At 65.6% G+C, this 16,030-nt stretch carries 8 protein-coding genes; 2 read left to right on the forward strand and 6 right to left on the reverse strand.

Annotated features, from left to right (window positions below; genetic code table 11):
* Positions 1–21 precede the first annotated feature (21 nt).
* Complete coding sequence (locus LK535_RS16800) at positions 22–1,302, reverse strand: LPXTG cell wall anchor domain-containing protein (protein WP_265334156.1); 1,281 nt, start codon at positions 1,300–1,302, stop codon at positions 22–24.
* 43 nt (positions 1,303–1,345) lie between these two features.
* Positions 1,346–3,271: a CocE/NonD family hydrolase gene (locus LK535_RS09640; RefSeq protein WP_227771695.1), complete on the reverse strand. Its 1,926-nt coding sequence runs from the start codon at positions 3,269–3,271 to the stop codon at positions 1,346–1,348.
* A 569-nt stretch (positions 3,272–3,840) separates the two neighbouring features.
* On the opposite strand from LK535_RS09640, the gene rpoB reads away from it, so the two are divergent.
* The gene (gene rpoB / locus LK535_RS09645) at positions 3,841–7,995 is read left to right on the forward strand and encodes a DNA-directed RNA polymerase subunit beta (protein WP_227771696.1); all 4,155 of its coding nucleotides are present in this window, start codon (positions 3,841–3,843) and stop codon (positions 7,993–7,995) included.
* A gap of 74 nt (positions 7,996–8,069) precedes the next feature.
* On the forward strand, positions 8,070–12,347 hold the full coding sequence (gene rpoC, locus LK535_RS09650; protein WP_227771697.1) for a DNA-directed RNA polymerase subunit beta': 4,278 nt from the start codon (positions 8,070–8,072) through the stop codon (positions 12,345–12,347).
* A 480-nt stretch (positions 12,348–12,827) separates the two neighbouring features.
* Here the strand turns inward: rpoC and LK535_RS09655 are convergent, their stop codons facing one another.
* The 4 genes from LK535_RS09655 to LK535_RS09670 form a co-directional block, all read right to left on the reverse strand.
* Entirely contained in the window at positions 12,828–13,361 is a 534-nt protein-coding gene (locus LK535_RS09655; RefSeq protein WP_227771698.1) for a GNAT family N-acetyltransferase, read from the reverse strand.
* Between the two features lie 7 nt (positions 13,362–13,368).
* Complete coding sequence (locus LK535_RS09660; protein WP_227771699.1) at positions 13,369–14,160, reverse strand: LysR family transcriptional regulator; 792 nt, start codon at positions 14,158–14,160, stop codon at positions 13,369–13,371.
* A 106-nt stretch (positions 14,161–14,266) separates the two neighbouring features.
* On the reverse strand, positions 14,267–14,677 hold the full coding sequence (apaG, locus tag LK535_RS09665; RefSeq protein WP_227771700.1) for a Co2+/Mg2+ efflux protein ApaG: 411 nt from the start codon (positions 14,675–14,677) through the stop codon (positions 14,267–14,269).
* Positions 14,674–15,882 carry a trans-sulfuration enzyme family protein gene (locus LK535_RS09670; RefSeq protein ID WP_227771701.1) on the reverse strand — a complete coding sequence of 403 codons (1,209 nt, stop codon included), beginning with the start codon at positions 15,880–15,882 and terminating at the stop codon, positions 14,674–14,676. Before LK535_RS09670 ends, apaG begins: the two co-directional genes overlap by 4 nt.
* Between the last annotated feature and the right edge of the window lie 148 nt (positions 15,883–16,030).

A 16,030-nucleotide genomic window follows, 5' to 3' on the forward strand; every position in this document is an offset into this window, starting at 1 on the left:
ACCTCCGCAGACCGCGATGCCTTACCATTGGCCGCTGTGCGGGCGCACGCCGACCGTGTCGAACATCCGCCCGGGCTGGTCGAGCCAGAACGGCCCCAGCTTCGCCTGCCCCGGCCGCTCGATGCCCAGCGCATGAACGGTCACCGTCTGCCCGCCGGCGTGAATGGCGCGGATCGCCACCACCGGCACGAACATCGGCCGCCCGCCAGCCTGAAGCACCGTGATCGAGTCGCGCGCCATCGTCACCAGCGTACGGACCCGGCGGCTTTCCCCCGGTGCGAGGTCAAAGGGCGGCGCTGCCGGCCGGGGTACCGGCCCGGCAAACATCGCCGCAATCGCCGCATCCTGATTGGGCTGGGCGCTGGCGAGCCGCACGTCCAGCGTGACGCCACGTGCCGGCACGTCCGACACGTTGCGCACCTCAACCGTCAGGTCTGCCGTTGCCGTGATCATGTTGAGGCCGGCGCGGCGCACCACTGGCTCGCCCACTTCGATGCGGGCCGGTGGCATCTTGTCAGACAGGTCGAGAAAACGCGGGGCGGCGGTGACGGGTGCCGGAGCCTGTGGTGCCGATGCAGGGGGCTGAACGGGCGCAGGTAGTACAACCGGCGACGGGGCCGGAGCCGGCGCAGGTTCGGCCACCTCGTCCGCGACCGACCAGTCCTCGGCTGGCTCCATTGGCGCCGGCAGCGCATCCATCCGGCTTGACCGACGGCGCCACAGGAACAATCCGGCAGCGGCGAGCACGAGGACACCGATCAGCACTGTCCACAGCCAATTGCCGCCGTTGCCACCGGTCGCCGGCTCGACCGAAGCCGCTGTCGGTTCTGCGGCGGGTACTGGCAATGCGGGGGTGTCGGCGGTTGATGGCTCAGCCGGCAGCACCTCTGGCGTCAGTGGAGCAGCGGGCGTCGCTGCCGGCACGGCCTCCCGTGTTGCCGCCGGAGTGGCTGCTGCGCTCGGGGCTGCCGTGGCTCGGGGCGATGGGGTTGGCGTCGGCGTCGCCCGCGGTGCCGGCGCACGAGTGGGTGTCGGGTTCGGCGTGCGTACCGGTGCGGCGCGCGGGGTGGCGGTCGGCGTAGGCGCAGGTGGCGCGATCACCGGCAGCGCCTCGGTGGGGGTCGGAGACGGCGTCGGCGCCGGATTCAGCAGCGGGCTCTGCTGCGCAGGTCGGGGCGATTCAGGCAGGCTGAAATTGCCCACGTCCGGCACTGTCGTCGGCGGCACTTGCGCGCTCGCCATGCCTGCCATGCAAAGCGCCGCCACTCCGGCTGCCAACCGCATCTTCGTCACCCCTGCCATGCTCATCGCGCTAACCGCGCCAACCTGAACGCCGGACAACCACTCACGGCCGCGACGGCGTCTCGCCGCTGGCCACAACCGGCAGCCATACCGCACTTGCCTGCGCACCGCCCCGCGAAAGCGTGACCGTCGCCTTCTGATAATCCTCCTTTTTCGCAAGGAAGATGTTGGGCACGTACTTCTGCGGGTTACGATCGTATAGCGGGAACAGCGACGATTGGACCTGCACCATGATGCGGTGCCCCGGCTTGAAGACATGGTTCACGGTCGGCAGGCGGAATCGATAGCGTTGGACCTTGCCCGCGGGGATCGGCGTCGGCTTTTCGAAACTGTCGCGATAACGCCCGCGGAAGATGTCCAGGCTGATCGGCAGTTGATAGCCGCCCTTCTTCGGCTCGTTCGGGTAATCGTCCGGGTAGACGTCGATCACCTTCACGACGAAGTCGCCGTCGGTGCCGGTGGTCTTGGCGAACAGATCCGCCATCGGCGCGCCGGAGACACGCACCGCCTGGGTCAGCGGCGCGGTCTGGTACGTCATCACATCGGTACGGCCGTCGACCGATCGCTGGTCGGATACCAGCCACGCGCCCCAGCGCCCGTCACCAAAGTTCACCGGGCGCGGCAGATGCGGCACTGGCTTGTCCGGGTCGGAGACATAGCTGTCGCCGCCCGCCCCGCCCTTCTGGAACCCTAGCGCGCCGTCCGCGCCCAGATAGATCGGCGTCAGCGGCGCGTCGCATCCGCTGTCGCAGGCGAGCGGCCATTGCGACAGCTTGTCCCAGCGATTGTCGCCGGTGTTGTAGATCAGCGCTTGCGGCGGCGTGAAAGCGGGCCGGCCGTCCCGCAGATATTGGTCGAAGAACGGGAACAGATATTGTTCGCGCCACTCCGTGGCCGTGTCGCCGTTCCACTTGAAGTCGCCCAGCGACGAACCGTCGTAGTTCGCCTGGCTGTGACGCCACGGGCCCATCACCAGGAAGTTGTTGCCGGCCTTGCCCTTGGCCTTCAGCGCCTCCCAGGTGGTGATGGCGCCATACATGTCCTCCTGATCGAACAGCCCCTGTTCCCACATGGTGGGCACGTTGGAAGGGTTGGCGGCCAGCAGCTTGTCGAGCGCCTGGCCCTGCCAGAACCCGTCATAGGCCGGATGGGACACCATGCGCTGCCAATAGGGCAGCTTGGCATAGCCGGACTTTTCCGCCCAGGCACCGGCCGATCCGATCCGCCGGAACTGCTCGTAATCGTCATAGATCGCCGACACCGGTTCCGATCCCGAACCCTTGAAGCCGGTCTGACGACCAAGCCAGGCAATATTGGCCAGCCGAAACGCGCCATAGTGGAACCAGTCGTCGCCCATCCAGCCGTCGATCATCGGGCTTTCCGGCGCGGCGACCTTCAGTGCCGGGTGCGGGTTCAGCAGGGCCATCACGACGGTGAACCCCTCATAGGAGGAGCCGAGCATCCCTACGCGTCCGTTCGATTCCGGCAGGTTCGCCTTGTTCACCAGCCAGTCGATGGTGTCATAGGCATCGGTGACGTGATCGACCTTGGTGGTGTTGAGCGGCCCGATGACCGGACGGGTAACCACATAGTCGCCCTCCGAACCGTATTTACCGCGCACGTCCTGGAACACCCGGATGTACCCCGCCCGGACGAACGGCTCGTCGCCCTGGGGCAGCAGGGAGGCCATGTTCGAGCTGTTGGCGACCCGGTTGGCCCGGCCGGCAGCATTGTAGGGCGTTCGGGTCAGCAGGATCGGGGCGTTCGCCGCACCCTTGGGAATCACGATAACGGTGAACAGCTTGGTGCCGTCGCGCATCGGGATCATGACTTCACGGCGGATATAGTCGCGTGCATCGATCGGATAGGCGAAGCCGCTGGGAACGTCGCCGGACGGCGGCGGCGTCTGCTGCGCCGCAACGGGGGTAAGCGCCAGCGCGGCGCCGGCAAGCAGCAGCAGTTTCTTCATTCCAGCATCTCCCACGCCGCCCCGACTGTCGGACCCGGCTGGATGATCGGCGACGCTCAGGCCGGCAGCACGCGGTCGAGCATCCCGCCTCCGGCTCGCGCTGAAGTCACGGCTGAAGTGAGTGGCGATAATCCTGCCGGGGCTCGCGGATCAACCGGCCACTGCACGCCGGCGCCCCGGCTACTTCTCTTGCGCCTCTCGCACTTGTCCGCTGGCCGGCGCCCGGGCACGCGAGGCCGATCTTCTCCGCGCAGCGGCCGATGCACCTCCAGTCGTGCAGTGCGGGCGGCCACGGCGCTCCCCCTACGGCTGCCCGTTTCCTTTCCGCGGACTCAGCATGGGGCCGCTGTTGGATGCGTGGTTGACGCGATCCAACACGGCTCCTATATCCGCTCCATCACCACAGCTTCGGGAAATGGCATGGCCTCGCGCACCGTGTCGAACGGATGGAAGTCGGTGGTTTCATAAGACGCTTCAAGGCTGCCGTTTGTGTCCGTAAGACACAGAACGAGCGGCCTTTTGGCGTCTTGTCCTGCGCCCGGACGAATTAGACCAAGGCAGACAGCTACATGGCAACCAAGGCGATCGAAGGCGGCACCGCAAAGCGCCGCATCCGCAAGGTGTTCGGCAACATCCACGAAGTGGTGCAGATGCCGAACCTCATCGAGGTGCAGCGCGAGAGCTACGAACAGTTCCTGCGGTCCGACCCCTCGATCGGCTATGTCTCGGGTCTCGAGAAGACGCTGCGCAGCGTGTTCCCGATCCGCGACTTTGCCGGCACGGCAGAGCTCGACTTCGTGAACTACGAACTCGAACCGCCGAAGTTCGACGTCGAGGAATGCCGCCAGCGTGGCATCACCTATGCCGCGCCGATGCGCGTGACGCTTCGCCTGATCGTGTTCGAGGTGGATCCGGAAACGGAGACCCGCTCGGTGCTCGATATCAAGGAGCAGGACGTCTACATGGGCGACATGCCGCTGATGACGGAGAACGGCACGTTCTTCATCAACGGCACGGAGCGCGTGATCGTCAGCCAGATGCACCGCTCGCCGGGCGTCCTCTTCGATCATGACCGCGGCAAGACCCACGCCTCGGGCAAGTATCTCTTCGCGGCGCGCGTGATCCCCTATCGCGGTTCGTGGCTCGACTTCGAGTTCGACGCGAAAGACATCGTTAACGTCCGTATCGACCGTAAGCGCAAGCTGCCGGTCACCGCGCTGCTGTACGCGCTCGGCCTCAACAGCGAGGAAATCCTCAACCACTTCTATAACCGCGTCACTTATGTGCGCGGTGAGGGTGGCTGGCGCATCCCGTTCGCGGCCGAGAACTGGCGCGGCGTGAAGCCGACGTTCGACCTCGTCGACGCCAACTCGGGCGAAGTGGTGTTCCCCATGGGCACCAAGGTCACCCCGCGCGCGGCCAACAAGGCAGCGAAGGACGGCCTCACCGACCTCCTCATCCCGACCGAGGAAATCTACGGCCGCTATTCGGCCTATGACCTCATCAACGAGCAGACCGGCGAGATCTACGTCGAGGCTGGCGATGAGATCGGCCCGGACAACCTCGAAAAGCTGGATCGCGCCGGCATCGACCGGATCGAGCTGCTCGACATCGACCATGTCACGACCGGTCCGTGGATCCGCAACACGCTGAAGGCCGACAAGGCCGAGGAGCGCGAGCAGGCGCTGTCAGACATCTACCGCGTGATGCGCCCTGGCGAGCCGCCGACGCTGGAAACGGCCGAGGCGCTGTTCGCCGGCCTGTTCTTCGATCCGGACCGCTACGACCTGTCGGCCGTCGGCCGCGTGAAGCTCAACATGCGCCTTGACCTCGATGCCGAGGACACGGTGACGACGCTGCGCACCGAGGACATCCTGGCGGTCGTGAAGACCCTCGTCGACCTGAAGGACGGCAAGGGCGAGATCGACGACATCGACAACCTCGGCAACCGCCGCGTGCGTTCGGTGGGCGAGCTGCTCGAGAACCAGTATCGCGTCGGCCTGCTCCGCATGGAGCGCGCGGTGAAGGAGCGCATGAGCTCGGTCGACGTGTCGACCGTCATGCCGAACGACCTCATCAACGCGAAGCCGGCGGTCGCCGCGGTGCGTGAATTCTTCGGCTCGTCGCAGCTGTCGCAGTTCATGGACCAGACGAACCCGCTGTCCGAAGTGACGCACAAGCGGCGCGTCTCGGCCCTCGGGCCGGGCGGTCTGACGCGTGAGCGCGCAGGTTTCGAAGTGCGCGACGTTCACCCGACGCACTATGGCCGTATCTGCCCGATCGAAACGCCGGAAGGCCCGAACATCGGTCTCATCAACTCGCTGTCGACCTTCGCGCGCGTCAACAAGTACGGCTTCATCGAGACGCCGTACCGCCGCGTGGTGGACGGCAAGGTGACCGGCGAGGTCGTGTACCTCTCCGCGATGGAGGAGCAGAAGCACACGGTCGCGCAGGCGAACGCCGAGCTCGACGCCGAAGGCCGCTTCACCGAGGATCTCATCTCCGCCCGTCAGGCCGGCGAATTCCTCATGGCGTTGCCCGAGACGATCACGCTGATGGACGTGTCGCCCAAGCAGCTCGTGTCGGTCGCCGCCTCGCTGATCCCGTTCCTCGAGAACGACGACGCGAACCGCGCGCTGATGGGCTCGAACATGCAGCGTCAGGCCGTGCCGCTGGTGAAGGCGGAAGCGCCCTTCGTCGGCACCGGCATGGAAGAGACGGTTGCGCGCGACTCGGGCGCTGCCATCGCGGCTCGCCGCGCCGGCGTGGTCGACCAGGTCGACGCGAGCCGTATCGTGATCCGCGCCACGGGTGAGGTCGATGCCGGCAAGTCGGGCGTCGACATCTACTCGCTGATGAAGTTCCAGCGTTCCAACCAGTCGACCTGCATCAACCAGCGCCCGCTGGTGAAGGTCGGCGACGTGGTGAACGCCGGCGACATCCTCGCCGACGGCCCGTCGACCGAGTTCGGCGAGCTGGCGCTCGGCCGTAACGCGCTCGTCGCGTTCATGCCGTGGAACGGCTACAACTACGAGGACTCGATCCTCATCTCCGAGCGGATCGTGAAGGACGACGTGTTCACGTCGATCCACATCGACGAGTTCGAGGTGATGGCCCGCGACACGAAGCTCGGGCCGGAGGACATCACGCGCGACATCCCCAACGTCGGCGAGGAAGCGCTGCGCAACCTCGACGAGGCGGGCATCGTGTACGTCGGTGCCGAGGTCGAGCCGGGCGACATCCTGGTCGGCAAGATCACGCCGAAGGGCGAAAGCCCGATGACGCCGGAAGAGAAGCTGCTGCGCGCCATCTTCGGTGAAAAGGCCAGCGACGTGCGTGACACCTCGCTCCGCCTGCCGCCGGGCGTTGCCGGTACGGTCGTCGACGTTCGCGTCTTCAACCGCCACGGCATCGACAAGGACGAGCGCGCGATGGCGATCGAGCGCGAGGAGATCGAGCGCCTGAAGAAGGACTCGGACGACGAGCGCACGATCCTCAACCGCGCCACGTGGTCTCGCCTGCGCGAGATGCTGATCGGCCAGACCGCGACTGCGGTGCCGAAGGGCGGCCCCAAGAAGGGTGCCGTGATCGATCAGGACATGCTCGACAGCGTCGACCGCCACGAATGGTGGAAGTTCGCGGTCGCCGACGACAAGGTCCAGTCGGATCTCGAAGCGGTGAAGGCGCAGTACGACGAGGCCGCGAAGCTCATTAAGGAGAAGTTCGAGGACCGTCGCGAGAAGCTGGAGCGTGGCGACGAGTTGCCGCCGGGCGTGCTGAAGATGGTCAAGGTGTTCGTCGCGGTGAAGCGCAAGCTGCAGCCGGGCGACAAGATGGCCGGCCGTCACGGCAACAAGGGCGTCATCAGCCGCATCCTGCCGGTGGAGGACATGCCGTTCCTCGCCGACGGTACGCCGGTCGATCTCGTGCTGAACCCGCTGGGCGTGCCGTCGCGCATGAACGTCGGCCAGATCTTCGAGACGCACCTTGGCTGGGCCGCCCGCGGCCTCGGCCAACAGATCGCGCAGCAGCTGGAGGAATGGCGTGAAGCCAATCCGGATGCCACCCCGGGCGCCATGCCCGAGGCGGTGAAGGAGCGGCTGAAGACGATCTACGGCGAACATTATGTCGACGAGATCGAGGCACGTGACGCGCAGGGCATCATCGAGCTGGCGAACAACCTGAAGCCCGGCGTTCCGATGGGCACTCCGGTGTTCGACGGTGCGGTGGAGCAGGACGTCGCCAACATGCTCGAACTGGCGGGTCTTGATCCGTCGGGTCAGTCGGATCTGTTCGACGGGCGCACCGGCGATCAGTTCGACCGCAAGGTGACCGTCGGCATCATCTACATGCTGAAGCTGCACCACCTCGTCGACGACAAGATCCACGCACGTTCGATCGGGCCGTACAGCCTAGTCACCCAGCAGCCGCTGGGCGGCAAGGCGCAGTTCGGCGGCCAGCGCTTCGGCGAAATGGAGGTGTGGGCGCTGCAGGCTTATGGTGCTGCGTACACGCTCCAGGAGATGCTGACGGTAAAGTCCGACGACGTGGTCGGCCGTACCAAGGTCTATGAGGCGATCGTCAAGGGTGACGACACGTTCGAGGCCGGCATTCCGGAGAGCTTCAACGTGCTCGTCAAGGAAATGCGTTCGCTGGGCCTCAACGTCGAGCTGAAGAGCATGGAAGACGCGGACGACGGTGATCTGGCCGAGGCGGCCGAGTAACCGCACCGCTCCGACGATCGACCATCCCTCCCCTAGCCCCTCCCGCCCGCGCGGGAGGGGGAAGAGGTAGAAAAATGAACGAACTTACCAATTTCGCGAACCCGGTCGCCAAGCCGGAGACCTTCGACCAGATCCAGATCGGCATCGCGTCTCCGGACCGCATCCGCTCCTGGTCGTTCGGCGAGATCAAGAAGCCGGAAACGATCAACTATCGCACGTTCAAGCCCGAGCGTGACGGCCTGTTCTGCGCGCGCATCTTCGGTCCGATCAAGGACTATGAATGCCTGTGCGGCAAGTACAAGCGCATGAAGTACAAGGGCATCGTCTGCGAGAAGTGCGGCGTCGAGGTCACCGTTTCGAAGGTCCGCCGCGAGCGCATGGGCCACATCGAGCTCGCCGCCCCGGTCGCGCACATCTGGTTCCTGAAGTCGCTGCCGTCACGCATCGGCCTGCTGCTCGACATGCAGCTGAAGCAGCTCGAGCGCGTGCTGTACTTCGAAGCGTATATCGTGATCGAGCCGGGCCTCACCCCGCTGGAGAAGTATCAGCTCCTCACCGAGGACGAGCTCCTCGAGGCGCAGGACGAATATGGCGAGGACGCCTTCTCCGCCGGCATCGGCGCCGAGGCCGTGCGCATCATGCTCGAAAGCCTCGATCTCGAGGGCGAGAAGCAGCAGCTCCTCGAAGAGCTGGCGACGACCAAGTCGGAGCTGAAGCCCAAGAAGATCATCAAGCGCCTGAAGGTCGTCGAGAGCTTCCTCGAATCGGGCAACCGCCCAGAGTGGATGATCCTCGAGGTCGTGCCGGTCATCCCGCCCGAACTGCGCCCGCTGGTGCCGCTCGACGGTGGCCGCTTCGCGACGTCGGACCTGAACGATCTGTACCGCCGCGTGATCAACCGTAACAACCGCCTGAAGCGCCTGATGGAGCTGCGTGCGCCGGACATCATCGTCCGCAACGAAAAGCGCATGCTGCAGGAAGCCGTCGACGCGCTGTTCGACAACGGCCGCCGCGGCCGCACGATCACGGGCGCCAACAAGCGTCCGCTGAAGTCGCTGTCCGACATGCTCAAGGGCAAGCAGGGCCGCTTCCGTCAGAACCTGCTCGGCAAGCGCGTCGACTATTCGGGCCGTTCGGTCATCGTGACCGGGCCGGAGCTCAAGCTGCACCAGTGCGGCCTGCCCAAGAAGATGGCGCTCGAGCTGTTCAAGCCGTTCATCTACGCCCGTCTCGACGCCAAGGGCCTCAGCATGACGCTGAAGCAGGCGAAGAAGTGGGTCGAGAAGGAGCGCAAGGAAGTCTGGGATATCCTGGACGAGGTGATCCGCGAGCACCCGGTGCTGCTGAACCGCGCGCCGACGCTTCACCGCCTCGGCATCCAGGCGTTCGAGCCGGTGCTGATCGAGGGCAAGGCGATCCAGCTTCACCCGCTGGTCTGCTCGGCCTTCAACGCCGACTTCGACGGTGACCAGATGGCCGTGCACGTCCCGCTGAGCCTCGAGGCCCAGCTGGAAGCGCGCGTCCTGATGATGTCGACCAACAACATCCTGTCGCCGGCGAACGGCAAGCCGATCATCGTGCCGTCGCAGGACATGGTGCTCGGTCTCTACTACCTCTCGATGGAGAAGCAGAACGAGCCGGGCGAAGGCATGCTGCTGGCCGACATGGAGGAAGTGCACCAGGCGCTGTTCAACGGCGCGGTGACGCTGCACACCAAGATCATCAGCCGCGTTCCGCAGACCGACGAGGACGGCAACCAGTATCTGAAGCGCTACGAGACGACGCCGGGCCGCATGCTGCTCGGCGAGTGCCTGCCGAAGAGCCACAAGGTACCGTTCGAGACCGTCAACCGCCTGCTGACCAAGAAGGACGTCACCGACGTCATCGACGAGGTGTATCGTCACACCGGCCAGAAGGAGACGGTGCTGTTCGCCGACGCCATCATGGCACTCGGCTTCCGTCACGCGTTCCGCGCCGGCATCTCGTTCGGCAAGGACGACATGATCATCGCGCCGGACAAGACCAAGCTGGTCGATGAGACGCGTGAGCAGGTGAAGGACTTCGAGCAGCAGTATCAGGACGGCCTGATCACGCAGCAGGAGAAGTACAACAAGGTGATCGACGCCTGGAGCCGTTGTGGTGATCAGGTGGCGAACTCGATGATGAACGAGATCAAGGCCGTTCGCATCGACGAGGAGACCGGCCGTGAGAAGCCGATCAACTCGATCTACATGATGGCTCACTCCGGTGCGCGTGGTTCGCAGGCGCAGATCAAGCAGCTTGCCGGCATGCGCGGCCTGATGGCCAAGCCGTCGGGCGAGATCATCGAAACGCCGATCATCTCGAACTTCAAGGAAGGCCTGACCGTCCTTGAATACTTCAACTCCACCCACGGCGCTCGTAAGGGCCTCGCGGATACGGCGTTGAAGACGGCGAACTCGGGGTATCTCACCCGCCGTCTCGTCGACGTGTCGCAGGATTGCGTCATCGTCGAGGACGATTGCGGCACCGAGCGCGCGCTGGAGATGAAGGCGATCGTTCAGGGCGGCTCGGTCATCGCGTCGCTCGGCGAGCGTATCCTTGGCCGTACGACGGCGGAGGACATCGTCGAGGCGAAGACCGGCGAGATCGTGATCCCGGTCGGCACCCTGCTCGACGAGCCGATGGTGGCGAAGATCGAGGCGACTGGCATCCAGGCCGTCAAGATCCGCTCGCCGCTGGTCTGCGAAAGCAAGATCGGCGTCTGCGGCAAGTGCTACGGGCGTGATCTCGCCCGCGGTACGCCCGTGAACATCGGCGAGGCCGTCGGCGTCATTGCGGCGCAGTCGATCGGTGAGCCGGGCACGCAGCTGACGATGCGTACCTTCCACATCGGCGGCGCGGCGCAGCTCAACGAGCAGTCGAACCTCGAAGCGCCCGTCGACGGCACGATCGAGTATCGCGACCTGCGCATCATCGTCGACCAGCGTGGTCGCCGCGTGGTGCTCAGCCGCTCGGGCGAAGTCGCGATCGTCGACATGGATGGCCGCGAGCTGGCGGTGCACAAGATCCCGTACGGCGCGAACGTGCTGTGCGACGATGGGCACATCATCAGCGCCGGCGATCGCATCGCCGAATGGGATCCGTTCACCATGCCGGTGATCACGGAGACCGGCGGCACGGTGAAGTATCAGGACCTCATCGAGGGCAAGACGCTGACCGAGCAGGTCGACGAGGCAACGGGCATCGCCCAGCGCGTCGTGATCGAATATCGTGCAGCTGGCCGTTCCAAGGAGGATCTGCGTCCGCGCATCACCCTGCTCGACGAGGGTTCGGGTGAGTCTGCCCGCTACATGCTGGCGCCGGGTGCGGTGCTGTCGGTCGACGACAACTCGGTCGTCTATGCCGGCGACGTGGTTGCCCGTGTCGCTCGCGAGTCCGCCAAGACCCGCGACATCACCGGCGGTCTGCCGCGCGTTGCCGAGCTGTTCGAAGCGCGCAAGCCGAAGGAAAATGCGATCATCGCGAAGGTCTCGGGCCGCGTGGTGTTCGGCAAGGACTATAAGGCGAAGCGCAAGATCGGCATCCAGCCCGAGGACGGCGGCGAGGTGGTGGAATACCTCATCCCGAAGTCGAAGGTGATCGACGTTCAGGAAGGCGACTACGTCAAGCGTGGCGACAACCTGATCGGCGGCAGCCCGGATCCGCACGACATTCTCGAGGTGCTCGGCATCGAGCCGCTCGCGGAATATCTCGTGTCGGAAATCCAGGAAGTCTATCGACTGCAGGGCGTGAAGATCAACGACAAGCACATCGAGACGATCGTTCGTCAGATGCTGCAGAAGGTCGAGATCACCGAAGCCGGCGACACCACCCTGCTCCCCGGCGAGCAGGTGGACCGTGCGGAGATGGACGAGGTCAACGCGAAGCTCGGCAAGAACGAGGCGCCCGCCCAGGGCAAGCCAATCCTGCTCGGCATCACCAAGGCGTCGCTGCAGACCCGGTCGTTCATCTCGGCCGCGTCGTTCCAGGAGACCACCCGCGTCCTCACCGAGGCGGCGGTCCAGGGGAAGCAGGACACGCTGATGGGCCTGAAGGAAAACGTCATCGTCGGCCGGCTCATCCCGGCAGGCACGGGCGCCGGCATGAACCGCCTGCGCGTGGCCGCTTCCTCGCGCGACGCCGCGCTTCGGGTGCAGCAGCGCAAGCTGTCCGAGATGCTCATCGCGCCCAACAGCGCGGAGGAACTGCGCGCGGCGGAGAATGCCCGCACCGTGCGTGACGACGCCGGCACCGGCAGCGACCCGCTCGCTACGGTCGTCCCGTCGGGCGACGGCAGCGACGAGGCGGCTGGCGAGTATCTGAACGACTGATCGTCGCCAGGATAAGCCTGATGCAATCAGCCCCGCCGGAGCGATCCGGCGGGGCTTTTTGTTTCTGTCGCGAGATCAGGCTGCCGGCTCTGCCGCTAGCCGGTTCAATCAGATGCCTGACGCGGGCAGGCGCGACTCGCTGCACACGACGGCACAGAGCCGGCAGTGCGGTCGGAGCGACGTCACGCGGCTACTGAACGAACGCCTGGGTTCGGCAACACTCTCGGCGGGAGCCTTCCTGAAGCCGGTCGCGCGACGTGAGCGCCAGCCCGGCACAAGCGCACTTGGCGCTCTAAGGAAAGGCATTAGCGGCAGGGCAGATGCGGCAGGATGGCGGATGCAATTACGGCGCTTGTCGCGAGAGGCCGCCTGCCGTCGCTCGAATTGGGTAAGGCCCGCCCTCCCGGAGGTGTGTTCCAGTGCCGCTAACTGACGGTTGTCGGAAACATCGCCCCAGAACCCCCGCAGGCGTGTGAACGCTCAACGCGCTGGCTTCCCTCGCCATTCGTCGCGCAGCAAGCCCCAGATTACGCTGTCGCGCACGCCGATGTGCGTCTCCCATTCCGCGCGCAGCAAGCCCTCGCGTTGAAAGCCGAGATCCACCAACAGCGCGATCGACCGGGCATTATCCGGGTCGGTATCGGCAAACACGCGGCGCGCGCCCTGCGCGAACAGCAAGCCAATAAGCGCACTCACGGCTTCGCGCGCATAGCCGCGGCCGGAGGCTGCGGCGGAAAGGAGATAGCCGACTTCCATCACGCCGCGGCGCCGTTCGCCTGCGGCCAGCGTGCCGATCGCGCGGCCGCTTGCCTTCTCCACGATCACCCACTGCCGCCACTGGTCGCCAGCGTGCGGGGTCACATAGGCGACAGTTTCCGCGACCGATCCGTGCGGCGGGCTGGACCAGAAACGCATCACTCGCGGATCGCGATAGGCTTCAAACAGGGCCGGTGCGTCGTCCGTCGTGGGCGCCCGCATCGTCAGCCGCTCGCTTTCGAAGGGTTCCGCCCTCATGCGCGCCTCAACCTGCCAGCGCCTCGACCAGCGACTGCACCTTTTGCTGGCGCCATTGCGGCAGCGGCGCGACCAGCCAGAAGCCGAGGCGAGACGGACGCGGCTCGCCCACCATCACCACGTTTCCGGCCGCGATGTCATTGGCGGCCAGCAGTTCGGGCACGGTCGCGCGGCCAAGCCCGCGCGCCGCGGCATCGAGCGCCAGGCCAGCGTCACCCACGCGGACCAGCGCGGCCGCATCGTCCATGCCATCCCCCGGCCATGCGATCAGCGCCGGTGCGCCGCCGCCGGGGCGCTCCACCGTTACCATACCTTCGCTTTCGATCGCTTCGCCCTCATGCGCTCCCGGACCTTCGCCCCAGGTGATGGCGAGGTCCAGATTGGCTTCGGTGAAATCCGGCGGCGCATCGGCCGTGACCAGCACGAAGCGCAGGTCGCTGTCGCGCTGCGCAATGGTTGCCAGCCGCGGCAAGAGCCACTTTTCCGTAAGATCGCGGGGCGCCGCAATGGTCAGCGACTTGGACGATTGCCCCGCCTGCATCGCGCGCACCGCTTCCTCGAACTGGAGAAAACCATTGCGGAGCGCGGAAAGGCCGGCCTCCCCTTCTGGCGTCAGCTCCAAACCCTTGGTGGTGCGGCGAAACAGGACAACGCCAAGGGTATCCTCCAGCGCCCGCACCTGCTGGCCGACGGCAGCCGGCGTCACCGCCAGTTCGTCGGCAGCGCGGGTGAAGGACAGATGGCGGGCGGCCGCGTCCAGCACGCGCAGCCCGTTCAGCGGAAGATGCGTACGCTTCACCTGGCACCTGCCATAAGGCGGAACGATCCATCGGGGATAGTGGGGCGGCTGTTCACCATGGTCGCATGCCATGCCGCGCTATGGCGTCGCCCGCAAGCGACCGTGCTCAGCCGCGCTCTCCCCCGGTCACGGCCGGAGCGACCAGCGCGAACTTCGGGATCGCGACATCAAAGGTCATGCCAGCGGCATCGACCATGCGATAGCTGCCCTGCATCGATCCCAACGGCGTCGCTAATGGGCAGCCGGATACATAATCATAACTGGCGCCCGGCGCGATCAGCGGCTGCTCGCCGACCACCCCTTCGCCTTCCACCGAATGGCGCGCGCCGCGCCCGTCGGTGATGATCCAGTGCCGAGTCAGCAGCTGTACGGCCTGCGGCCCGTCATTCTCGATCCGGATGTGATACGCCCAGAACCAACGTCCGCGCGCGGGTTCCGATTGTTCGGGCAAATAGCTCACCGAAACACGCACGGTGACTCCCCGCGTCGTTTCTGACGAGGGGAAAAAAGCCTTCACAAGCCGACCTTGCGTAATGCGCGGTCAAGATCCTCGATCAGATCCTGCGGATCCTCCAGCCCGACGTTCAGGCGCAACATGCCTTCGGTCACGCCCATTTCCTCACGCTTTTCCGGCGTGACAGAATTGTGGGTCGTGGAGGCGGGATGAGTCATCAGGGATCGAGAATCGCCGATGTTGTTCGAAATGTCGATCAGTTCCAGAGCATCGAGCAGCCCGTGTGCCTGTTGACGTCCCCCATCCAGCAGGACGGCGAAGATCGGGCCTGCCGCCTCCATCTGGCTCATCGCCAGATTATGCTGCGGATGGCTGGGCAGGCCGGGGTACAACACCGTCGGAACCCGGCCTTCAAGGAAGGTCGCGACCTTCACGGCGTTCTCGGACTGGCGCCGGATCCTCAGGTCCAGCGTTTCCAACCCCTTCAGCACCACCCACGCATTGAACGGCGACAGCGTCGGTCCGGTGTTGCGCGTGAACGGCAGCAGGGTGTTCTCGATGAAATCCTTGGTTCCGCAAACCGCACCGGCCAGTACACGGCCCTGTCCGTCCATCATCTTCGTGGCGGAATAGGCGGTCACATCCGCGCCGAACTCCAGCGGGCGCTGCAGTGCCGGGGTGGCAAAGGCATTGTCGACCACACTGGTGATCCCGCGCTCGCGCGCAATGCTGCACACCGCCCTCAGGTCCACAACGTCCATCGTCGGGTTCGCCGGCGTTTCGAAGAAGAACACCTTCGTTTCAGGGCGAACCGCATCCTCGAACGCCTGCGGATCGCGTGCGTCCACCACGGTCGTCGCGATGCCGAACTTGGGCAGTAGGTTGTCGACCAGCCAGCGGCACGATCCGAAGGCAGCGCGCCCGGCAACAACATGGTCGCCAGCCTGCAACTGGCTCAGCAGCACGGCCGTCATCGCCGCCATGCCGCTCGCCATGGTGCGACACGCCTCCGCCCCTTCCAGAATGGCGATGCGATGTTCCAGCATCTCCACCGTCGGGTTCTGCAGCCGGGAATAGGTCATTCCCTCCTGCTCGCCGGCGAACCGCGCCGCGGCGTCACCGGCGCAATCGTAGGTATAGCCGGAGGTGACGAAGATCGCCTCGGATGTCTCTCCGAACTCCGTGCGCACGGTTCCGCCGCGGATCGCACGGGTAGCGGGGCGCCAGCTGTCGGTGATCGCGCGATCTTGTCCGGTACGACGTTTCATGACGCCGCTTTCGGCCAATACTGCTTGGCTTTCAAGGTTATCCTCCCCCGGCGTACGTCGCGGGAGCTGACTCTAAGGGGCCCCACGCCGTGCAGAAAACGCGAACGCCTGGCGATACGGCCGCTCGCGGCTGTCCTACAGCCCGTGC

Origin of the sequence: Sphingomonas sp. IC4-52 (assembly GCF_020707225.1) — a bacterium.
Lineage (GTDB): Bacteria > Pseudomonadota > Alphaproteobacteria > Sphingomonadales > Sphingomonadaceae > Sphingomonas.

Excerpts from the sequence above, each read along its gene's own strand:
- LK535_RS16800 (WP_265334156.1), bottom strand. The coding sequence starts at position 1,302 with ATGGCAGGGGTGACGAAGATGCGGTTGGCAGCCGGAGTGGCGGCGCTT.
- LK535_RS09640 (WP_227771695.1), bottom strand. The coding sequence starts at position 3,271 with ATGAAGAAACTGCTGCTGCTTGCCGGCGCCGCGCTGGCGCTTACCCCC.
- rpoB (WP_227771696.1), top strand. The coding sequence starts at position 3,841 with ATGGCAACCAAGGCGATCGAAGGCGGCACCGCAAAGCGCCGCATCCGC.
- rpoC (WP_227771697.1), top strand. The coding sequence starts at position 8,070 with ATGAACGAACTTACCAATTTCGCGAACCCGGTCGCCAAGCCGGAGACC.
- LK535_RS09655 (WP_227771698.1), bottom strand. The coding sequence starts at position 13,361 with ATGAGGGCGGAACCCTTCGAAAGCGAGCGGCTGACGATGCGGGCGCCC.
- LK535_RS09670 (WP_227771701.1), bottom strand. The coding sequence starts at position 15,882 with ATGAAACGTCGTACCGGACAAGATCGCGCGATCACCGACAGCTGGCGC.